Origin of the sequence: Corynebacterium hindlerae (assembly GCF_014117265.1) — a bacterium.
GTDB classification, from domain to species: domain Bacteria; phylum Actinomycetota; class Actinomycetes; order Mycobacteriales; family Mycobacteriaceae; genus Corynebacterium; species Corynebacterium hindlerae.
Window position 1 is genome coordinate 2,386,414 of record NZ_CP059833.1, and the last position, 20,136, is coordinate 2,406,549.

At 60.6% G+C, this 20,136-nt stretch carries 18 protein-coding genes and 1 other RNA gene; 11 read left to right on the forward strand and 8 right to left on the reverse strand.

Translation table 11 applies throughout. The features are described 5' to 3' along the window. Position 1: 1 nt before the first annotated feature. The 4 genes from HW450_RS11530 (at position 2) to HW450_RS11545 (ending at position 3,697) form a co-directional block, all read left to right on the forward strand. Positions 2 to 709: a zinc ribbon domain-containing protein gene (locus tag HW450_RS11530; protein WP_182385754.1), complete on the forward strand. Its 708-nt coding sequence runs from the start codon at positions 2 to 4 to the stop codon at positions 707 to 709. Then, a complete protein-coding gene (locus HW450_RS11535; RefSeq protein WP_182385755.1) occupies positions 706 to 1,794 on the forward strand; it encodes a bifunctional RNase H/acid phosphatase in 1,089 nt (362 codons plus the stop codon). Before HW450_RS11530 ends, HW450_RS11535 begins: the two co-directional genes overlap by 4 nt. Before the next feature lie 58 nt (positions 1,795 to 1,852). After that, positions 1,853 to 2,247: RNase P RNA component class A (gene rnpB / locus HW450_RS11540), an RNA gene on the forward strand. Positions 2,248 to 2,293: 46 nt separating this feature from the next. Beyond that, complete coding sequence (locus HW450_RS11545) at positions 2,294 to 3,697, forward strand: RNB domain-containing ribonuclease (RefSeq protein WP_182385756.1); 1,404 nt, start codon at positions 2,294 to 2,296, stop codon at positions 3,695 to 3,697. Here the strand turns inward: HW450_RS11545 and HW450_RS11550 are convergent. After that, positions 3,694 to 4,938, reverse strand: a complete 1,245-nt coding sequence (locus HW450_RS11550; protein WP_182385757.1) for a galactokinase family protein — start codon at positions 4,936 to 4,938, stop codon at positions 3,694 to 3,696. The two genes, HW450_RS11545 and HW450_RS11550, sit on opposite strands and share 4 nt — an antisense overlap. 153 nt (positions 4,939 to 5,091) lie before the next feature. On the opposite strand from HW450_RS11550, the gene HW450_RS11555 reads away from it, so the two are divergent. Beyond that, positions 5,092 to 5,304: a hypothetical protein gene (locus tag HW450_RS11555; RefSeq protein ID WP_182385758.1), complete on the forward strand. Its 213-nt coding sequence runs from the start codon at positions 5,092 to 5,094 to the stop codon at positions 5,302 to 5,304. 3 nt (positions 5,305 to 5,307) lie between these two features. On the opposite strand, the gene HW450_RS11560 is transcribed toward HW450_RS11555, so the two are convergent. Beyond that, positions 5,308 to 6,954 carry a CYTH and CHAD domain-containing protein gene (locus HW450_RS11560; RefSeq protein ID WP_182385759.1) on the reverse strand — a complete coding sequence of 549 codons (1,647 nt, stop codon included), beginning with the start codon at positions 6,952 to 6,954 and terminating at the stop codon, positions 5,308 to 5,310. A 153-nt stretch (positions 6,955 to 7,107) separates the two neighbouring features. Here HW450_RS11560 and HW450_RS11565 point away from each other — a divergent pair, with 153 nt between their 5' ends. The 4 genes from HW450_RS11565 (at position 7,108) to HW450_RS11580 (ending at position 12,273) form a co-directional block, all read left to right on the forward strand. Further along, positions 7,108 to 8,448, forward strand: a complete 1,341-nt coding sequence (locus tag HW450_RS11565; RefSeq protein ID WP_182385760.1) for a glutamine synthetase family protein — start codon at positions 7,108 to 7,110, stop codon at positions 8,446 to 8,448. Positions 8,449 to 8,460: 12 nt separating this feature from the next. Then, complete coding sequence (locus HW450_RS11570) at positions 8,461 to 11,547, forward strand: bifunctional [glutamine synthetase] adenylyltransferase/[glutamine synthetase]-adenylyl-L-tyrosine phosphorylase (RefSeq protein ID WP_182385761.1); 3,087 nt, start codon at positions 8,461 to 8,463, stop codon at positions 11,545 to 11,547. Positions 11,548 to 11,557: 10 nt separating this feature from the next. Continuing rightward, complete coding sequence (locus tag HW450_RS11575) at positions 11,558 to 11,836, forward strand: hypothetical protein (protein WP_182385762.1); 279 nt, start codon at positions 11,558 to 11,560, stop codon at positions 11,834 to 11,836. 137 nt (positions 11,837 to 11,973) lie between these two features. Continuing rightward, positions 11,974 to 12,273, forward strand: coding sequence for a hypothetical protein (locus HW450_RS11580; protein ID WP_182385763.1), 300 nt, complete (start codon positions 11,974 to 11,976; stop codon positions 12,271 to 12,273). A gap of 1 nt (position 12,274) precedes the next feature. On the opposite strand, the gene HW450_RS11585 is transcribed toward HW450_RS11580, so the two are convergent. Genes HW450_RS11585 through HW450_RS11595 form a run of 3 tightly spaced genes read right to left on the reverse strand, consistent with a single transcriptional unit; the run spans position 12,275 to position 14,895 of the window. Next, the gene (locus tag HW450_RS11585) at positions 12,275 to 13,507 is read right to left on the reverse strand and encodes an MFS transporter (RefSeq protein ID WP_182385764.1); all 1,233 of its coding nucleotides are present in this window, start codon (positions 13,505 to 13,507) and stop codon (positions 12,275 to 12,277) included. Beyond that, positions 13,504 to 14,193, reverse strand: a complete 690-nt coding sequence (locus HW450_RS11590) for a sortase family protein (protein ID WP_182385765.1) — start codon at positions 14,191 to 14,193, stop codon at positions 13,504 to 13,506. Before HW450_RS11590 ends, HW450_RS11585 begins: the two co-directional genes overlap by 4 nt. Before the next feature lie 6 nt (positions 14,194 to 14,199). Beyond that, positions 14,200 to 14,895, reverse strand: coding sequence for a hypothetical protein (locus HW450_RS11595; RefSeq protein ID WP_182385766.1), 696 nt, complete (start codon positions 14,893 to 14,895; stop codon positions 14,200 to 14,202). 24 nt (positions 14,896 to 14,919) lie between these two features. Here HW450_RS11595 and HW450_RS11600 point away from each other — a divergent pair, with 24 nt between their 5' ends. Then, positions 14,920 to 15,549: a cation transporter gene (locus HW450_RS11600; protein ID WP_232843262.1), complete on the forward strand. Its 630-nt coding sequence runs from the start codon at positions 14,920 to 14,922 to the stop codon at positions 15,547 to 15,549. A gap of 50 nt (positions 15,550 to 15,599) precedes the next feature. Here HW450_RS11600 and HW450_RS11605 read toward each other — a convergent pair whose 3' ends face one another. Further along, complete coding sequence (locus tag HW450_RS11605) at positions 15,600 to 16,028, reverse strand: hypothetical protein (protein WP_182385768.1); 429 nt, start codon at positions 16,026 to 16,028, stop codon at positions 15,600 to 15,602. 309 nt (positions 16,029 to 16,337) lie between these two features. Beyond that, the gene (gene glnA, locus HW450_RS11610) at positions 16,338 to 17,771 is read right to left on the reverse strand and encodes a type I glutamate--ammonia ligase (protein WP_182385769.1); all 1,434 of its coding nucleotides are present in this window, start codon (positions 17,769 to 17,771) and stop codon (positions 16,338 to 16,340) included. A gap of 200 nt (positions 17,772 to 17,971) precedes the next feature. Between glnA and HW450_RS11615 the strand changes: the two genes are divergently transcribed. Beyond that, positions 17,972 to 18,442: an RDD family protein gene (locus HW450_RS11615; protein ID WP_182385770.1), complete on the forward strand. Its 471-nt coding sequence runs from the start codon at positions 17,972 to 17,974 to the stop codon at positions 18,440 to 18,442. Positions 18,443 to 18,517: 75 nt separating this feature from the next. On the opposite strand, the gene HW450_RS11620 is transcribed toward HW450_RS11615, so the two are convergent. Further along, positions 18,518 to 20,134 carry an aspartate:alanine exchanger family transporter gene (locus tag HW450_RS11620; RefSeq protein ID WP_182385771.1) on the reverse strand — a complete coding sequence of 539 codons (1,617 nt, stop codon included), beginning with the start codon at positions 20,132 to 20,134 and terminating at the stop codon, positions 18,518 to 18,520. Positions 20,135 to 20,136: the final 2 nt, after the last annotated feature.

A 20,136-nucleotide genomic window follows, 5' to 3' on the forward strand; every position in this document is an offset into this window, starting at 1 on the left:
CATGAAGATCAGCCGAGCCCAGCAACAACTCCTCCTGGAGCTGGCGAACCTCGAGCGAACCCAAGACTTGGGAATCCAGCCGGGACGGGAAGAACAGAAAGAAGTCGACCGCCTCACCGCCGAACGCGACCGTCAGCAGGAGGTGGCTGCTTCCGCTCAACTCAACGTGGCTGACGTCGAACTGGACATTCGTCGAATTCAAGATGACATGGCCAAGCTGCAGCGTCGGCAAGCTGCAGACCGGGAAGGCCTCGGCGCGGCCACCGACATTGACCAGCGTCGCGACCTCAAGCACGATCTGGCCACCGCCTCCCGTCGCATGTCTGACCTGCAGCAAGAGCTGAAGGAAGCCCACGACGAAATCGCAGCCATGCGCGCCAACGTTGATCGGCATGGCGCGCTTCTCGACGACATCAACCGCAAACTCGAAGCCGCACAGCGAGCCCTAGAAGCCGCGGTTTCTACCACTGTGGGGACTGACAAGAAATCTCGCATCAGCGAACTCCGCTCCGAATTGAGTGTTTCCATCCTGGAGGAATACGACGAACAACGCGCCATCTTCGGCGTCGGCGCCGCCCCATTCAAAGGCCGTGCCTGCGGAGGCTGCCACATCGTGCTCCCACCAGCTGCCCTCTCCGAAATCCGTAACACCCCAGCAGACGAGATGCCTCGCTGCCCAGACTGTGGAACATTCCTGGTGCGCGTATGAAACTGATCATCGAAGCAGACGGCGGATCCCGCGGCAACCCCGGAGTCGCCGGGTCCGGCACCGTGGTGTACTCCGACAGCCGGGAAGTGCTGCGCGAAATCGCCTACGTTGTCGGCAAAGCCTCAAACAATGTCGCTGAATACCACGGACTGTTGCGTGGTTTAGAAGCTGCTGCGAAACTAGGGGCCACGGACGTAGATGTCTACATGGACTCCAAACTTGTAGTCGAGCAAATGTCCGGGCGCTGGAAAATCAAGCACCCTGACATGAAAGAGCTAGCGCTCCAGGCGCAGCAACTCGCACGTGGCTTTGACCAAGTGACCTACACGTGGATCCCGCGCGAAAAGAACAAAAAAGCCGACACCCTGTCCAACGTCGCCATGGACGCGTGCGCCGAAGGGAATCCAGTCGGAGTTTTGGATGCAGAAAAGCCTGCCGAGAAACCTGTAGAAAAGCCTGCCGAGAAGAATTGGCACGGGGCAAGCATGCGACCCACCCGTTTCATCCTCATTCGGCATGGGCAAACCGAGATGTCCGTGGCCAAACAATACTCCGGGTCCTCCAACCCACCTTTGACACAGACCGGCGTGGAACAGGTAGAAAAGGTAGCGCAGCGTCTGGCCAACAGAGGCGGGATCGACGCCATCGTGTGCTCCCCATTGACCCGAGCCCGACAATCAGCCGACATCATCGCAGCCCAGCTCGGGCTCCCCGTCCGCGAAATTGACGCACTTCGCGAGCTGGATTTCGGAACCTGGGAAGGTCGCACCTTCGCTGAAGTGATGGAGGCAGACCCCGAAGCACACGCCGCGTTCCTTTCTGACACCAAAGCCTCCCCTCCAGAAGGTGAATCCGTTCAAGCTGTCGCCCGACGAGTGAAAAAAGCCATCGACGCGCTGGCTGAAGAATACGGAGAAGCGAACATCGTCCTGGTGTCCCACGTGACCCCAATCAAGTGCGTGCTCAAGCAGGCCCTCGATGTTCCAGCGAGTGTAGTAAACAAAATTCATCTGGATCTAGCTTCCATGTCTATCGCGGAGTTTTACGCCGACGGCCCTAGCATCGTGCGGCTCGTCAACGGTTGATCAGGAGAGGCTATTTTTCGGACTGGAACCCTGCGCGACTACACTAGGAAAACGCGAACGAGTCGACCGGGTAATCGCGGCGCCACGTATCGGCCTTTTAAGGTGCTGACGTGGGTCGAGGAAAGTCCGGACTCCGCAGAGCACGGTGGTTGCTAACAGCAACCCAGGGTGACCTGAGGGAACAGTGCAACAGAGAGTAGACCGCCTGGGTAACTAGGTAAGGGTGAAAGGGTGCGGTAAGAGCGCACCGGCATTACGGGTGACCGGAATGGCCAGGTAAACCCCACCGGGAGCAAGGCAAGAGGCCGCACCTTTGTGGTGTGGCTGCGCGGGTTGGGCTGCTCGTCCAACAACCCGCGGGTAGCTGCTTGAGGCATCGTGGCAACACGGTGTCCAGATAGATGATTACCGCCCGCGAGGGAACATAATCCGGCTCATAGGTTGGCTCGTTCGCCTTTTCTCGCCGTCCCCAGAAAAGCCTCCTCTACAATGGCAGAGCATGAAGCTGTATGCGGCCACGTTGAATTTCCGCCCTATTGCGGAGGAGTTTTCTGTCCCCACGGAGTTTCTTGCCGAGTTGCACCAGGAGGCGGCCCAAGCTGTGGACAGGTACCAGGCAGAACGCCGGGACTGCCGGGATATCGAACTGGTCACCATTGACCCGGTGGGGTCGATGGATCTGGATCAGGCAGTGTGCATTGAGCCGCAGGGCGAGGGTTTCCGGGTTTACTATGCCATTGCTGATGTGGCGGCGTTCATCGCGCCGGGTAGCGCGCTGGAGGCTGAGTCTTTTCGTCGTGGCCAGACGATTTATCTTCCTGATGAGCCGGCCCGGCTGCATCCGGCGGAGATTTCTGAGGGGGTGGCTAGTTTGCTCCCAGAGGTGGATCGTCCGGCGGTGTTGTGGACTTTTGACCTGGATGAGCGTGGTGAAGTGGTCAGCCATGCGGTGGAGCGTGCTGTGGTGCGCAGCAGGGCCCGGCTGGACTATGACGGGGTGCAGCGGGATGTTGAGGCTGGCACTTTGCACTCTTCGATTGTGTTGCTTCCGGTCGTCGGGAAGCTGCGGCAGGCAAGTGCGTTGCGTCGGAGCGCCGTGAATTTGCGACTGCCGAGCCAACGGGTGGAGCGTCGGGACGACGGTCGCTATGAGTTGGAGCTAGAGCCCCGGTTGGAGGCGATGGAGTGGAATTCGGAAATTTCACTGCTCACCGGCATGGTTGCGGGGCAGATGATGGCAGCTGCGAAGGTAGGGATCTTACGGACACTGGGGCCCGCGGACGAGAAGGCGTTGCGCGCGTTTGCGGTGGAGGCGCAGGCCCTGGGCTTTGATTATCAGCCCGACCAGCCGGTGGGTGAGTTTATTGCCGGGCTGGACGTGACCACGCGCCAGGGGATGGCGGTCATGCGGGAAGCTCAGAAGCTGCTGCGGGGAGCGGACTACCACGTGTTGGACGGGGAGGCCCCCACGGAGCAGGACGTACACGCCGGGGTCGGTGGCTACTACGCGCACGTCACTGCGCCGTTACGACGCCTTGTCGATCGGTTCGCTACCGAGACCTGTTTGGCGATTGCCACGAATCGGCCCGTGCCGGAGTGGGTAACTACGCGATATGACGAGCTATGTGAGGCGATGCAACGCTCCGGCGCGATTGCCGGGAATGTGGATCGTGCTTGCCTGCGGCTCACAGAAGCCACCGTGCTGAAACCACACGTGGGAGATACTTTCACCGCGGTGGTGCTGGCGTCCATGCCGGAGCGTAACAAATCCCGCATATTTCTGGACGAACCACCAGTGCTGTGCGGTTGTACCGGTAGTCCGGAGGAAGCGACTGAGGTGCAGGTCAGGCTGGTCGATGTCGACATTTCCCAACGCACCGTCACCTTCGAGTGGCCCGCTTAGCTGTTATCCAGCAGCACCACAGTAAACCCATCATCAGCAAGGTCCGCGATGAGATTCGTGGCTTGCTTAACTGGGGCATGCACGATCACAGCGTGAGCGAGACCTGCTGAGGCACTGCGCGCGGCGACCGCACCTCGGGCCACACACAATTCTGCGAGTGCCTGCTCACGCTCCGGAACCACCCGGTACAGGGAGGACAGCTCGTTCTGAGACTGATTCAGATGTGCCACAGCATCGTGAGCCTTGCGGGCACGCAGCGCCATCGCAGTGCGTTGCGCCCGGACGATTTCCTGATCATAGAACGTCAGCCAGCGGTGGGCTTCCTCGATCCCGGGCAGGCCGGCTGCCTCATCAGCCTTGTGGACCGCGGTTAACCACTGAATAGCGCGCGGCGTGGCGTCGGGGAGCCTACGCAGGCAGTCAACACCAAAGGCATCGCCCGCGGCAGAAAGGAACCGCTCCCGCGCAGCAATATCTGCCAGGCGGGCATCGCGATCCGGGAGGGCGACGAGGAACGAAGTATGGACGTCGTTAAGCATGGGCGCGTGGGTGACGCTACCGTCGGCATAATCGACGATGTTGAACGCATCCGCCGACCCCCGCAGCGCCGCCGTGTAGCGAGACCGGAAACTCGGCGCGGCAGAAAACAACCGAGCAGACGAAGCACACAGCTCAGCCAGGCGGGCACGCAGTGGCGGATCCAACTTGTGACCAGACGCCTCGGCAAGAATGGTGGCGAAAGCAACCTCGGTGGCTACTTCATCGCCCAACCCCACGCCATTGGGGACCTCGGACAGCACCGTGATGTTGTATCCACGCGTGTCACGGCTCAAATACTGCCGATTCACCATCGACCACACCACGCCGCCGAGGCGCACCTCAAGACCCCCGAGCGGAAGACCAGCGGAATCACCCTCCTGCGGGTGCTGCATGTAACTCGCGTGCTGCGTGATCTCGCTCAGCGTCACGCTGCCCGTGAAATTGACCAGGTCTCCGTGCGGATCCAGCTCGTGCATCGTGACCGTGAGAGTATCGTCCGTCCGGGGAGCCGCGGCCACCGCCACCCGCAGTGGAGCAGTGGCATTAACCACCACACCGCCCACGTAGTCAGTATGCTCGCCCAGAAAATTCCAGGTGGCGGGCGCAGAAGCAACAAACGGCTCCGACGCATCGAAGGCGGATTGGTGCAGCTCAATTGCCTTTTCGGTCAGTTGGGCGTCAGGGGAAGGCCACACCGGCATGGAAACAGCAGCTCCTTTAAACTTCTGGCAACAGGAAGGACGTAGATTCACACCACTTTACCGGCACAATGCGGAAGGGGCGGTGCCAAGTGGAGAAAAAACAGTAGCGTGGAGGTACCCGAAGACACTTCACACAAGGTAAGGAACACTCCAATGGATAACGCAGATCTGAAATGGTACTTCAACCCCGCCACCGGTGAGGTCACCCAGGGCCCAGAGGGCAGCTGGGATGACCGGATGGGCCCCTACAACACTCGTGAGGAAGCAGCTCACGCCCTGGAAACGGCAGCCGCCCGGACGAAGGCTGCCGATGCCTACGACGAGAAGGACGATGACTGGGGCGTGAAGCCCTCCTGGGAGAAGTAGCTCCTAAGAAGTGGACTTGCGGGCCTTCGCCGCTGCGCGGGCCGCTTCCTTCTTCTTAGACTTCGCCAGCTTCTTGTACGCTGCCTCAATATTCTTGACGGCTTCGGCGTACCCTCTCAAGGCCTCCATGCCTAGCTCGCGTTCCCGCTGGTACAGCACGCCATAACAGAACGTGTCCTCGCCGCGTGCGCGGGCATGGCGGGACAGCTCCAGGAGTTCGTCTCGGGAGGTAACCGAGTCCTGGAAGTCACCCAGCACTGACTGCATCGTCTTGCAGGCAGCGTAGAGGTCCTTGGTCTTCAGTCCCGTGGCGCGGCCGACGGCGTCAGCGGAGTACCGCAGTTTCTTGGCGGCTTTGCGCATGTTGTGGAAGTTTTCTTCCCGCTTCCGGAGTGGGATCTCGGTGTCATCCCACTTGGCCACGGCCGCATTGTGGCGCTTCATCAGCTTCTTGTAGGCGGCGTCCAGGTGTTTAAACAACGCGGACTCTTCTTCATATTTCACCTGCTCCTTGGTCGGAGTGGTGTCCGCTTCCTCGCTGGTGGCCAGTGGCGGATTGGCAATCAACTCCTCCAGGCCCGCGAGCAGCGCAAAATAGCGTGGCGAATTCAGGCCTTTCAGGATCGTGCGGTGCGCGCGAGCGTATTTGCGCTGCATATCGCCAGCCAAATGTTCGCGGGCGGCCTCGTCGATGATGTTGTCATCATCCAAGCCGAGCAGCATCTCAAAGCGTTCTGCCACCACCTCCGCATCACGAGCGACCCCCAAGGTAGCAGCGAGCAGCTTCAGCTCCTCCTCGAGCTTGAGGTATTCCTCGCCCACCAAAATCCCCTCAAAGGTCTGCATGAGGCTGCGCAGCTCGCGGGTGGCCACGCGCATCTGGTGTACCGAGTCATATTCATCGCGACGCACCATAGGATCAACTTCCAGGAGCCGATCTCTATTGACGCGCAGGGCATTAACGACGGCATATGCCGCAGTATCCGGATCCAGCTCCGCCATCGCCGGTGGTAGGGGAGCATAGTTAATCGAATTGCCCAGCGCCGCAACCAGCTTGGATGGACTATCGGACGTAACCGCACCGGCTTCTTGCAGGACAGACTGCGCGGATTCGAAGAACTCGGGGCTGGCCTCAATTTCTGGGGTGATTTCGAGTTCCCATTCGCGCCACTGTTGCTTCGTGCCGGCGGGCAGCAGAGACCAGGCGGTGACGTGGTCGTCGCAGAATTCCGCGATCGCCACGCCATTGTCGTCAGCAAGGATGGATTCGTGGCGCTCGTTGTCTACCTGCGCGATGACCTGCAAAGGAAGGTCACGCACGATCGCGCGGATGGGGTTCAGGATGTCCGCTGGGGGGACGTCGCCGTCGGTAAGTGGCGCGCCTATTTCGATGCGGCCGTGGTCAGACGGGAGTTTAATGTGCCAGCCCTCGTCTTTGCCGCCGGTACGACGCCGCAGGGTAATTTTTGCGCGGGTCAGCCGCAGATCGGCGGTGTCAAAATATCGGGCGGAGAGGTGATGCACCGCCTGCGATGCCACCTCATTGACTCCGATGATGCCGGTGAGATCCGGGACCTCAGCGGTAGTGGAGGCAGCGTACTTCACTTCTACCTCCAACGCGCGGGTTAGTGGTTCTGGTGACTTGCTCATGGTTATACCTCTATTGGCAGTACGAAAAATGTTGGAAAAATCGCTGGTTAATTCACCCTCCAGGGTATCGGACAACCCCGGTCGGTGGTAATAGCCAGTTGCGTAATGCCAAGAGTCTGCGCAGGCCCGGGGTAGAACCGTAATCTAGACATTATGAACAGCCAACAGGAATTTGTGCTCCGGGCATTGGAAGAGCGCGACATTCGCTACATTCGACTCTGGTTTACCGACATTCTCGGCTACCTCAAGTCCGTGGCCGTGGTTCCCGCGGAAATCGAAGCAGCCTTCGAAGAAGGAATCGGGTTCGATGGCTCCGCCATCGAAGGATTCTCCCGAGTTTCCGAATCGGACACTGTGGCACGCCCCGACCCATCCACCTTCCAAGTGCTCCCGTTCGAGCATGATGATCCCCAACCGCATTCAGCTCGCATGTTTTGCGACATCACCATGCCCGATGGGGAACCATCCTGGGCGGACCCGCGGCAGGTGCTGCGGCGCAATGTCGATGCGGCCGCCAAAGAGGGATTTACCTGCTACATTCACCCCGAGATTGAGTTCTACCTGACCAAGAACCTGCCCACCGATGGCACTCCACCGGAGCCGACGGACTCCGGTAGCTACTTCGACCAGGCGATGCACGAAGAAGCACCGCACTTTAGGCGTGACGCGATCGCAGCGCTGGAATCGATGGGGATCTCTGTGGAGTTCTCCCACCACGAGATTGGTCCTGGCCAGCAGGAAATCGACCTGCGGTACGCCGACGCTCTGACCATGGCGGACAACATCATGACGTTCCGCTACCTGGTGAAAGAGGTCGCGCGCCGCAACAACGTCTACGCCACTTTCATGCCGAAGCCCTACCAGGAGCATGCTGGCTCTGCGATGCACTCGCATATGTCCCTGTTCGAGGGGGATACCAACGCGTTTCATGATCCGGACGACGAATACTTGCTCTCGCGAACGGCGAAGCAGTTCATCGCAGGTATTTTGACGCACGCACCGGAGATTTCCGCTGTCACCAACCAGTTTGTGAATTCCTACAAGCGGATCATGTTCGGTAATGAGGCCCCGACCGCGGCCACCTGGGGCATTTCGAACCGTTCCGCGATGGTGCGGGTGCCGTCGTATAGCCCAGGCAAGGCGAACTCGCGGCGCATCGAGATCCGCAGCTTGGATTCCTCCGCGAATCCCTACCTGGCCTACTCGGTGCTGCTGGCGGCAGGACTCAAGGGAATCAAGGAAGGGTACGAACTCTCCGATCCCGCAGAGGACGACATTTCCCTGCTCACCCGCCGCGAACGCCTGGCCATGGGGTATGAAGATCTCCCACAGAGCCTGGATGATGCGCTGCACCTGATGGAAAAATCCGAACTGGTGGCTGACGCCCTCGGCGAGCACGTGTTTGAGGTCTTCCTGCGCAACAAGTGGCGCGAATGGAAGGACTACCAGGCGCAGGTTACTCCCTGGGAACTGCGCACTGACCTGGGCTACTAGCGAAGGAGAACCATGTCCAGCCCCCGCTCATCCCGTTCTAGTCTGCCCACGCCCGGCGCCCTAAGTCTGCATTCGCGCACCGCGATCGCAGATCTGGAGCTGCTTGGCTGGTACAACCGGGATTCCCTCGACGTGCTCTGGGCGCTCTCCGGCGCGGGTGACGGTGACCTGGCGCTCAACAACTGCGTACGGCTCCACAGCGCCCTGCAAGAAAGCGGGCAGTGGCAGCTTTTCGACGCCCTCCTGCGCGAAAATCTCGCCTTTCGGGTCCGCTTCTTCGCACTGCTGGGCTCCTCCTCTGCACTAGGGGACCACATCGTGGCGAATCCGCAGGTGTGGCCCCTGCTAGGGGAGGAGCTGCCCACCCCGGGTGATCTCATGCGGGAGATGCTCAGCTGCGTGGAAGCAACCCCTGCCGGGTTGGAGGGGGACACCGCCGCCGACTCCCTGGAAACCCCGGGCACCTACGTGTCCCACATGAAGGTGGCGGAGGCCGAGCGACGGCTGCGTACCACCTACCGCACTTTGCTGATGCGGATCGCGGCACACGATGTGGCGGGCACGTATCCTTCAAACTCGCGACGCCCCGGCCAGCCCGAAGTTCCATTTACTGTGGTCTCTGGGCTGCTCGCAGATCTCGCCGACGCGGCCCTGACCGCGGCCCTCGCGGTGGCGGTGGGGGCTGTGTGTGGCTCTGCTTGTGGCGAGGACGCGCCGGGGCAGCTCGCCGTGATGGCCATGGGCAAATGTGGTGCCCGGGAGCTGAACTACATCTCGGATGTCGACGTCATTTTCATCGCGGAGCCCGCTGATGCGAAGGCCACCAAGATCGCGGGCGAAATGATGCGCATCGGCTCCAAGTGTTTCTTCGAAGTAGATGCTGCGTTGCGGCCGGAGGGCAAAGCAGGAGCGCTGGTACGCACCTTGGAATCTCACGTCACGTATTACAAGCGCTGGGCGCACACGTGGGAATTCCAGGCGCTGCTCAAGGCTCGCCCGATGACGGGCTACCTGCCGTTGGCAGAGGAATACGTGGCGGCGTTGGACCCGATGGTGTGGGTAGCGTCTGAGCGGGAGAGTTTCGTGGCGGACGTGCAGGCGATGCGCCGACGCGTGATTGACAACGTTCCGCAGGGGCTGCGGGAGCGCGAACTGAAGCTGGGCATTGGTGGGCTGCGCGACGTAGAGTTCGCGGTGCAGCTCTTGCAGCTGGTGCATGGGCGTAGCGACGAGAACCTGCGCGCCAAGTCCACGATCAACGCTCTAGAAGCTCTCGTTGCGGCGGGATATGTGGGCCGGGAAGACGGGCGCGTCCTGATCCAGGACTACGAATACCTTAGGCTGTTGGAACACCGCCTGCAGCTGCAGAAACTCAAGCGCACCCACACCATGCCTCCCGAAGAGGACTCGGCGAATCTGCGCTGGCTTGCCCGTACGACGGGCACCGTGGGAACCGGGGCGCGTCGCAGTGGCGAGATCCTGGCCGACGAATTCCGGCGCGTGCGCATGGACATCTCGGGGCTTCATTCCAAGCTGTTTTACCGTCCGCTGCTGGAATCTGTGGCAGCGTTGTCCGTCGATACGCTGCGGCTCTCCCCAGAGGCGGCAAAACGCCAGCTGGCCGCCCTGAACTACCACTTCCCGGACCGTGCCTACGAGCATCTGATCGCGCTGGCGTCCGGGAAGTCCCGCAAAGCGAAGATCCAAGCCATGCTCCTGCCTACGCTCATGGGCTGGCTGGCCGATTCACCCGACCCCGATGCTGGCCTGCTGAACTACCGCAAGCTTTCCGACGCCGCCCTGGACAAGCAGTGGTTCCTGCGGATGCTGCGCGACGAGGGGATCGTGGGGCAGCGACTCATGCATATCTTGGGCACGTCGCCGTACATCTCTGATCTGTTGATCTCCACGCCCGACGCCGTAAAACTGCTGCGTGACGGCGCGAACGGTCCGATGCTGCTACAAACCGACCCCGACACGGTGTCCACATCGTTGGTCGCGGCGGCATCGCGCCACCCCGACCCCGACAAAGCGGTGAAGGTAGCGCGCAGCCTCCGGCGCGTGGAGTTGACCCGCATCGCGGCCGCCGACCTTCTAGGCCTGATGAATGTGAAGGACGTGTGCGTCAGCTTGTCCCGGGTATGGGACGCAGTGCTCGATGCTGCGTTCAAGGCAGAGATCGCGGCGTCGACACCGGAAAGGCAGGAACCACCCGCCAGGATCGCGGTGATCGGCATGGGCCGCCTGGGCGGCCAAGAGTTAGGCTTCGGGTCGGACGCTGATGTCATGTTCGTCTGCCAGCCGCACGCAGGGGCTGAGGAAAACGACGCGATCAAATGGGCAATTGGCGTCTGCGATCGCGTCCGCAGCAGGCTATCCAAACCATCGCAAGATCCAGCATTGGAAGTGGACTTGGGGCTGCGACCGGAGGGCCGGTCTGGGGCAGTGGTTCGCACCATGGAATCCTACGAGCAGTATTACGAACGCTGGGGCGAGACGTGGGAGATCCAGGCCCTGCTGCGCGCTGATTTCATTGCCGGGGACGAACAACTCGGTAAAGCATTCATCGCGATGATTGATCGCTTTCGGTACCCAGCGGAAGGAGCATCCCGCAAAACCGTGCAGGAAGTGCGCCGCATGAAAGCCCGCGTGGACAACGAGCGGCTCCCTCGCGGCGCCGACAAGAACATGCACACCAAACTTGGGCGCGGCGCCCTCACAGACATTGAGTGGACCGTGCAACTACTCACCATGCAGCACTCGCACGAGGTACCAGGACTGCGGACCCCATCCACATTGGAGGCACTCGATGTCCTTGGCGCACAAGGCGTGCTGGAGCCCTGGAAAGTAGACACCCTGCGCTCTGCATGGCTCACAGCGACCAAGGCCCGCAACGCATTGGTGCTGATCCGTGGCCGACGTACCGATGAAATCCCGCCGTCCGGGCCACACCTGGCCGCGGTGGCGGGTGCTGCTGGGTGGGGCAGGCACCAATCGCAGGAATTCCTCGACCACTACCTCAAAGTCACCCGACGGGCCCGATCCGTGGTAGACGAGGTGTTCTGGGGAGAACCAGCGTCCATCAGCGGATTGGACTAGGGTGGGGCGCATGGGAATCTCAATGTCACTGGACCTATCCACAGCAACCCTGGCCGAGTTAGCAGCCCTGGTGAACGCCGCCCAAGCAGCCGGTGTTGATCCGGAGACCGCCATCCGGGTCACCGATGACCAGCTCACCATCGACGTGGGCGTCGTCACCCGCCCTGCTCCGCAACATGTGTCCCCGGTGGATCCGCTGCGCGACACGGTGCGTCAGGTCCTCGGCGAGGAAGCAGTGCGCGGCGTGCTGGATTCTTTCATCACTAAGAACCCGCCACGCAAACCATAGTTGCTGGCAAACCGGAAGGCTTTTCGGAGCCAGCTCGAAGGTTATTGTTGGCCTTTGAACAACTAAGTGGCGTGGAATGGATATCGATGTATCCAGCACGAAAACGATTCCACCGCCCCTCTGGCACACTCGTTGCCGTGGCTATCGTTGCCTTGGTGCCCCTCGCAGGACTAGCAGGAATAGCCGCTACCGTTGGCCGGGAAGGCGCAGCGATCGAGCACTCGATGCGTAGCGACGAAGAAGAGGCAACCTATGCGGAACATCTGACGGAGATCCGCCAGGAATTGGTCGTTCGCATAGACAGAGCAGTCGAAGCAGGAGAACTTACCCTAGCCGACAAGGAAGAGATTCTGGAGGACTTTGACGCAGGAACGCTCGCACCCCAGGGGCTGGCTGAAATGGGACTGGAACCAGCACTGGTCACCGTAGCGCGATAGGTTAGCGGGCCCTCCCACGGTTGAACCACACTCGGGTGGCTGCTAATCCTACGATTCCCAGGCCCCACACCACGAACATCGAGATCCACGCCACTTGGAACGCGCTCCAGGACCAGTGACCATCAGAGACTTGCGCCAGCACCGTGCCGATACCCTGCGCCGCAACCATGGCAGCCAGGAAACCACCCATGTTCGCCAGCCCCGTACCCGTTGTCACCACGGAATGAGGCAAGTTCTCCCGCACCGAATCAAAACCGTAGTTCGACGCCGGGCCGAGCAATCCCAGCAACCCAGCCAACAGGGCAATAGCGACGAAACCCCGGGGCTGCGATGGCCAGAAAAACACCGCTGTGGCACAAAACAGAATCACGGAGTAGGACAGGGAAAACAGCTCTCGGCGTCGTCCCGCGCGTGCCGACACAATTCCGTGCAGCGGACCGGCCAACACCGTACACACCGTGTTAATAACCAGCACCGACGCCGCGGTCGAAGCAGACAGCCCCATGCCTTGCGTCATCGTCGGCATACCCCAAAGCAGATTAAACACAATGAGCGGCATGAGCATGGTGAAGTGGTTGAAAAACCCCATCCAGCACACCGGCAGACGCAGCACATCGCGCAACGAACCGCTCTGCTGTTTCCGGCGCTCCGCAGGCGCATCAGAGATCAGGATGCTGGCAGCAATCGCCACCAACATGCCCACCGCGCCCAGCGAAATAAACGCAGTCTGCCAGCCTCGCGCCCCCAGCAACGCAAGGAACGGCACCGCCGACAGGAACTGGCCAGCCTGACCGATCGCGGCGCTGAGCTGGGTAAATAGCGGAGTATGCTTCAGTGGGAACCAGAACGGCAAAATCCGCATGACGGACAGAAACGCTGTCGCATCGCCCGCACCGATCAGCACACGCGCGACAATCGCCACCGCATACGACGCCGTCAGCCCCAACATCAACTGGCCGACCGCCATCACCAACGCGCCTGCAAACAGTAACCGGCGCGCTCCAAATCTGTCGATCAACATGCCCGTCGGGATCTGCACCAATGCGTACACCCCCACCTGCACGGAGGTGAACACCGCCAGCTGAGAGGCGTCAATGTGGAAGTGCTCGGTAGCCTCCACACCCGCGACCCCCAGGGACGTCCGGCCGGTAATCGCCATGACGTACACCAACACCGCAGCGGTCCACACCACCAGGGCGCGCCGGGTTAATTGTGTTCGGGGATCGACGTTCATTTGGCGAGTCGGGCGGAGACGATCACGTTGTATCCCAAGTCTTGCGCGCCGGATACTGAGCAGGCGATGAGGATCATGCGCCCCGGATCATGTTCGTCGACGAGCTCTTTATCTTCGATGGCGTCGTATTTGTCGACCAGCCACGCATTATCTACGATCCACTGGCGGTTGTTGCCGGCGCTGTCAGTCATGGTGATGCGCGAGCCGTTCAACTTGTCGCTGGAGTATCGGCCGACCGTGCCGCCCGATACCGCAGGGACCTGTTCGGCTGGCTTATTGAGGTCCACAGCCGCCGTGACAACCTCAGAGATCGAGTTGAAGACGAGCTTCTGCTGCCCCCAGGCATGCCCGAGCACATACATGGTGCCGGCTTCCGGCTTGCTGGGGTCCACACCCCAGCCTTCTACCCAACGCACCATGGTGTCCTGTGGGCCTGCGGGGTTGAGCGGCAGGACGTAAGGCATGGAGTCGTAGGTCGCGCCCGTCACGGCAGCGGGGCCGTCCATGGTGAATGAGCCAGTGGCTGCGGGCGGTGGCCCCACGTTCACGGTGGGGGTGGGGGTGGGCGTTGGCGTTTCGCTTATCGACGGCTGTGGCGCTGGCGCAGTCTCTTCTTCCTTCTTGCCACAGGATGCAAGGGTGGCGGTGGTAATCAGGATGAGTGCGGCAGCAGTGATTCGTCTCATAGCTGGCTACGTTACCGAATATTCCCAGCCTTGGTGTCCATAGCGCAGTGTTTCCCCAGGTTGTGTTTGATGAAAGAACAACCTTGACCCGTGGATCTGGGGCAGCAACTCGAGTGCTGGGTGGGGTTCGAAGTCCTCGTATCCTGCGGGTTCTTCGTCCGTGAGCGCTCGGATAGTGCCGTCCTCGGTGGTGTGGAGCGATCGCAGTGGCGCGGTGCGGGCGAGCAGTGAAGTGGCGACGGTGATGGCCTCCAGCTGCGTGTCGCTAACCTCTGGGAAGGCATTGGCGCGGAACAGATCGCAGAACGCACGTGGATTTCTTCCGTGCATGATAGTGATGGCAGCGAGGGTTTCCCTGGCCACCAGCTCCGCTTCCGGGACAGTGAGCGGGTAGACCGGCGCCCAGTCGCCCTGGCCGATGACGAGCGCTTGAATTCGTGTGCCCTCCAGGAGCGGTACGTCATTGATCCATACCCGGCCCGGAAGCCACGGGGATTCCGTGCGGCCGAGCACCACGTTGAGCAGCGCCACCCCGGCCACCAGGTCAGGCTCATACACATCCAACCGATAATTCTGAGGCAGGTCCACGGTACAGAGCGACACCATGCCATCGTGGCGAAAGGCCCAGATGTCTGTGCCATGGACCTGCACGTATTCTGGCCCCAACTGTGCGACGAGGGTATCCAACTGCTGCGAAGTCATGAGCCCAGTCTAAACTGCAATGGTGTGGAGACCAGACAACTAACGCGCACCGCCCTCGGCCTGGCACTTTTCACCATCTGCTACAACGTTGCGGAAGGTGGGCTCTCCGTATGGTCGGGAAGGTCTGCCGGGCTGGAGGTCATGATTGGATTCGGGCTGGACTCGTTTATTGAGTCGCTCGTCGCAATCCTGGTGGCCCTGCGCCTGGCCGGCCGGCTACGTGGCGAGCCCGAAGGGGTGGGGGAGCGCAAAGAGCTCATCACCCTGCGCGCAGTAGCCGTGAGCTTTGTTGTGCTCGCGGTGTACCTCGTGGTGGAAGGTTTTGCCGGGATTATCTCTGGGGAAACTCCCGAGCGCTCCTGGCTCGGCATCGCCGTCCTGATCGCGTCTGCCGTGGTAATGCCGGTGCTGTGGTGGGCGAAGGTGCGCGTCGGTAAGGCGCTGGGTGGCGACCAGCTCATCCTTTCCGACGCCGGTGAGACCAAAATCTGCCTCATGATGACGGCCGCCGCCCTCATCGGGATAGCCCTCCTCGAACTCACCGGCTGGGGCGGATTCGACGCCCTCGCCTCCTTTGTCATCGCCTGCTTCGCGCTCGGCGAAGCCAAGGAAGCCTGGGAAGGCGAACTAGAGGAAAGCTGCAGCTGCCCCTAACTGGCGACTACTTCTCCTTATCGCCCTCTACCTTTGGCTTTTCTGGTTCCTTAGGCTTCTCTGGCTCCTTTGGTTGTTCTGTTTCTTTCGGTTGTTCCGGTTTTTTTCGTCGGGTCCGCCTCTACGGAAGGAACACCGGGCTTCTTGTCGATCTCGCCCTCAGGAGCCTTCGAAGTTGGCGCCTGATCCTGTTGCGCTGGTGCGGCTGGCGCAGGAGCAGGAGCAGGAGCAGGGGCTGGAGCTGGTGCTTGCTGGCCAGGATTATTTTGTGAGCTGCCAGGCTTGTTCTCCGGCTTCTTTTCATCCGATTTTTCTGGGGTTGGTTGTGCCGTGCTCGTCGCAGGCTTCGATGCGCTGGTGGTAGGGGTGCTGGTATCTTCAGCAGGCTTGGAATCATCTTCCTTACCGCACGCCGTGAGAGTGAGAGCAGCTGCGGTGAAGGCTGCCAGGGCAATGCGAGTGCTGTGACGAAGAGACATGGTTCCCTTTCTAGGTAATTGGCAACATCAAATTAGTTATAGCTGCTCCTTTCTGCTGGCGCGTGGGGAAATTGTTGTTTGTGGTGAAGTTGTGATTTTTAGGGTGGGTGGGGGTGCTGGTTGTTCTGGGGGTTTCTTCTAAAACCCGGGAAGCATTCCCCGGGTCTCGGGAGAAAAACGTGGAAATAGCAAGTGTGAAGTAGGGAAAGTTGCCGAAACCCGGGAAACGCTTCCCGGGTTTTATGGCTGGGCTAAGCTCTCGTCGAAGAATAATCCCCGAGCCAAAAGGCTCGGGGATGCTCCTAGAAACTAGCAGTCGAAGTAAAGCTCAAACTCTTGTGGAGTTGGGCGGGTGCGGTTCGGGATGATCTCGTTGTCGTACTTGTACTTGATGTACGTCTGGATGAGGTCATCGGTGAACACATCGCCTTCGGTGAGGAACTCGTGGTCGGCAGCCAGGGCCTCGAGGGATGCTTCCAGGGAGGTTGGGGCTGTCGGGATGGAGGCAGCTTCCTCTGGCGGGAGCTCGTAGAGGTCCTTGTCCACTGGGGCGTGTGGCTCGATGCGGTTCTTAATGCCGTCGAGGCCGGCCATCATCATGGCTGCGAAGCCGAAGTAAGGGTTGCCGGATGGGTCCGGTGCGCGGAACTCGATGCGCTTTGCCTTCGGGTTGGAGCCAGTGATTGGGATGCGGACCGCGGCGGAGCGGTTACGTTGCGAGTACACCAGGTTGATTGGTGCCTCGAAACCCGGAACCAGTCGGTGGTAGGAGTTCAGGGTCGCATTGGAGAATGCGAGCACTGCACCTGCGTGGTGCAAGATACCGCCGATGTAGTAGCGGGCCATGTCGGACAGGCCTGCATAGCCGTTCTCGTTGTGAAACAGCGGCTTGCCGTCCTTCCACAAAGACTGGTGAGCGTGCATACCGGAGCCCGCGTCGCCAGCCAGCGGCTTTGGCATAAAGGTTGCGGTCTTCCCGTTGGCCTTAGCGGTTTGCTTGATGATGTACTTGAATGTCTGCAGATCATCAGCCGCGTGCAGCAGGGTGTTGAACTTGTAGTTGATTTCCTGCTGGCCCTGGCCGCACTCGTGGTGGAACCGCTCGATCTCAAACCCGGCGTTCTTCAGGTGGCGGGCCATTTCATCGCGGATCTCCACTGCGCCGTCGTAAGGGGCGTTAGGGAAGTAGCCCTTCTTGGTGCGGTTCTTGTAGCCGGTGTTCCGGGAACCGTCCAGGTTGTATTCTTCGCCGCGGTTCCACCAGCCCTCGTCGGAATCTACTTCGTAGAAGGAAGCGTTAACGTCGGCGTGGAAGCGGACGGAGTCGAAGAGGTAGAACTCGGCTTCCGCGCCGAAGAAACAGGTGTCGGCGATACCGGTAGAGGCGAGGTATTCCTCGGCTTTGCGGGCGACGTTGCGTGGGTCGCGGGAGAAAGGCTCGCGGGTGAAGGGGTCGTGCACGAAGAACTTCATGTTCAGAGTCTTCGCGCTGCGGAACGGATCCAGCATTGCGGTCTTCACGTCCGGCAACAAGTTCATGTCGGATTCTTCAATGGTGGTGAAACCACGGATAGACGATCCATCAAATGCGAGGCCGTTCTCAGCAGCTTCCTCATCGAACATCGAAGCCGGGATGGACAGGTGGTGTTCCGTGCCCGGGACATCGGTGAAACGGATGTCCAAAAATTCGATGTTTTCGTCCTTGATGTACTTCACTACATCTGCGACGTTCTCAAATGCCACGTGGTGCTCCTCGCGGGTGTGGCCCGACAGGGGAGTAGCTCGTCGGGCCGGGCTGTTAATTGTCGAGCTAGGTGAACTCTATCGGTACAGCTAGCTACAGCACAGCTTTTATTCACTGGTGCATGTGTATCAGTGTACAAAGTTCACTACCGCTTACGCTAAATTGCGCTGGCATTTCGTTCACGGATACATTGCTAGGTATGTCAGAACCCAAGCGCAGCTGGATTGAAGGCCCTTCCATCCCCGGTGATTACGACGACCTTGGCCCCGGAAAGTGGCCCGGCGAAAAACTCGGCCTCCCCGAATCAGGTCCTGGAGCACTGGCATCTGTGCTGAGGCGATGCGGTGGCATCACTCTGGACTGGTTCTTTGCCATGTTCATCGCCGTGATCATTCGTAATTCCACCGATGCGCTGGGTGGTGTGCCGACCCTAACGCTGATCATTTTCTGTGTGCTCTCCGTGGTCGGTGTCGTCTTGTTTGCTCGCACCCCGGGGCAGGCGATGCTTCGCATGGGGGTGGCGCGCGTGGACGCCGAGGAACGCGTCGGACTCTGGCGCGCCCTGGTGCGCATCGCCCTCACCGTATTCTTGCTGCCCCCGATCCTGGTGGACTCCGACGGTCGCGGGCTGCACGATCGCGCGACTGGCACCGCGGTAATCCTAGGGTAGCGGGATCGAAATCGAGCGTACGGATGGGACGAAATTTGCTGAAAACGTCCCATCCGTACGCTAAATCCGGCGCTCCTACACTAAAGCGAAAAGCAAGATCTGCGCCATGATGATTTTGAGCACCATGGCTAGCGGGTAGACCGTGGTGTAGCCGATCGCTGGGAGTTCGTTGCGGGCTTGGTCGCTCGAGTATCCCAGGATCGCTGGGTGCGTTTGCACTCCGGAGAAAATTCCCGACACGATGCCGAACGGCAGCCGGAGTACCAGGTGCCCCACAACGAGGGTGAAGAGGCACATGAACAGGGTGAGGATTGCGCCCAATCCGATGATGGTCAGCGAAGTCGGGTCTGACAGCGCCGTCGAAAAGCCTGCGCCCGCGGTGGTGCCAATACCGGCGAGGAATAGCGTGAGCCCCAGGGTCTGCAGGATTTTCAGGGCGGAGTAGGGCGTTTGCCAGACGAACGGGCCGGTGCGTCCGAGTGCGCCGAGGATCAATGCGACCAGCAGTGGGCCGCCCGCGTTGCCGAGTTTCAGGGTCATTCCGCCGGGGAGTGGTACTGCGATCATGCCGACGAGCACGCCGATCGTCAGGCCCATGAGCAGCGGGATCAGGTTAATGTCTGAGACAAGTTTGTAGGAGTCACCGAAGAACTTGGTGGCGCGATCCATCTTTGCGGCGGAGGTGACTACTCGGACGCGGTCACCGAGCAGGAGCGTCATGTCTGGGGTGGCGACCATGTCATCGTCACCGCGACGGATGCGGGTGATGAGCATGTCGGACATCTTGGGGCGGAGTTTGCTTAAAGGGATGCCCACGACATCCGGGTTGGAGACGAAGATGCGTCGGTAGTCGAGGCCGTCGTCGTGCGTCGGTTCGCCTGGTAGCGGGGTGCCAATTGCCTCGATGGCGCGCTCGATCTCCTCCGGGGTGCCCACCACGCTGAGGATGTCGCCAACGCGGGCGCGATCTCCCAGGTCGGGAACGTGCAGGTCGCCATCACGTTCGCGGCGGGAGACGATCACTTCCAGCTCCAGAATGTAGGGAATGTTCGTGATCGCTGGCAGTCCGGGTTTATCCACCCGAATCCGCTGCGTGATCAGCTCCTGCATCGCCACGCCGGCCGCGACCGCCTCGGCATCGTGATCCACCCGGAACAGCTTGCCCAGCACGCCGATCATGATGATGCCCACCAGCACACCCAGCGGGTACGCCAGCGAATACGCCACCACCGGCAGGTCCGACATCGCAGCCAGCTCAGATCCTTGGAACAGCAGGGGCAGGGATTCCTTCGCCGCCGCCATCGCTGGGGTGTTGGTCAGCGCGCCGGTGAACATGCCTGTGCCGGTCGCCGCGTTAAGCCCGCCAAGCTTCACGACGCCATAAGCCAGAGCCGTGGTTGCAACAATGATGACCACGGCAAACAGGTTGTATTTCAGGCCCGTGGTGCGGAGCGAATGGAAGAAGTCCGGTCCCGCTTCCAGGCCGATCGTGTAGACGAAGAGAGCGAGCCCGATGATGTACACCATCGGCGGCAGCGTCACTGCGGGTTCTATGGTGGCGAATCCGAGTCCCACAAAGAGCACGGCGGCGACACCTAATTTGAAGGATCCGATCTGGATCCGACCAAGCAAAAGCCCTAGCGCCATGATGACGACTAGGGCTAGTAGCTGGTTCTCAACAAAGAACTGCACTT

What these genes read in the sequence shown, in the direction of transcription:
- HW450_RS11530 (WP_182385754.1), top strand. Translation starts at nt 2, where the DNA reads ATGAAGATCAGCCGAGCCCAGCAACAACTCCTCCTGGAGCTGGCGAAC.
- HW450_RS11590 (WP_182385765.1), bottom strand. Translation starts at nt 14,193, where the DNA reads ATGAGACGAATCACTGCTGCCGCACTCATCCTGATTACCACCGCCACC.
- HW450_RS11565 (WP_182385760.1), top strand. Translation starts at nt 7,108, where the DNA reads ATGAACAGCCAACAGGAATTTGTGCTCCGGGCATTGGAAGAGCGCGAC.
- HW450_RS11550 (WP_182385757.1), bottom strand. Translation starts at nt 4,938, where the DNA reads ATGCCGGTGTGGCCTTCCCCTGACGCCCAACTGACCGAAAAGGCAATT.
- HW450_RS11605 (WP_182385768.1), bottom strand. Translation starts at nt 16,028, where the DNA reads ATGTCTCTTCGTCACAGCACTCGCATTGCCCTGGCAGCCTTCACCGCA.
- HW450_RS11535 (WP_182385755.1), top strand. Translation starts at nt 706, where the DNA reads ATGAAACTGATCATCGAAGCAGACGGCGGATCCCGCGGCAACCCCGGA.
- HW450_RS11595 (WP_182385766.1), bottom strand. Translation starts at nt 14,895, where the DNA reads ATGACTTCGCAGCAGTTGGATACCCTCGTCGCACAGTTGGGGCCAGAA.
- HW450_RS11575 (WP_182385762.1), top strand. Translation starts at nt 11,558, where the DNA reads ATGGGAATCTCAATGTCACTGGACCTATCCACAGCAACCCTGGCCGAG.
- HW450_RS11555 (WP_182385758.1), top strand. Translation starts at nt 5,092, where the DNA reads ATGGATAACGCAGATCTGAAATGGTACTTCAACCCCGCCACCGGTGAG.
- HW450_RS11560 (WP_182385759.1), bottom strand. Translation starts at nt 6,954, where the DNA reads ATGAGCAAGTCACCAGAACCACTAACCCGCGCGTTGGAGGTAGAAGTG.
- HW450_RS11570 (WP_182385761.1), top strand. Translation starts at nt 8,461, where the DNA reads ATGTCCAGCCCCCGCTCATCCCGTTCTAGTCTGCCCACGCCCGGCGCC.
- HW450_RS11585 (WP_182385764.1), bottom strand. Translation starts at nt 13,507, where the DNA reads ATGAACGTCGATCCCCGAACACAATTAACCCGGCGCGCCCTGGTGGTG.
- HW450_RS11545 (WP_182385756.1), top strand. Translation starts at nt 2,294, where the DNA reads ATGAAGCTGTATGCGGCCACGTTGAATTTCCGCCCTATTGCGGAGGAG.
- HW450_RS11615 (WP_182385770.1), top strand. Translation starts at nt 17,972, where the DNA reads ATGTCAGAACCCAAGCGCAGCTGGATTGAAGGCCCTTCCATCCCCGGT.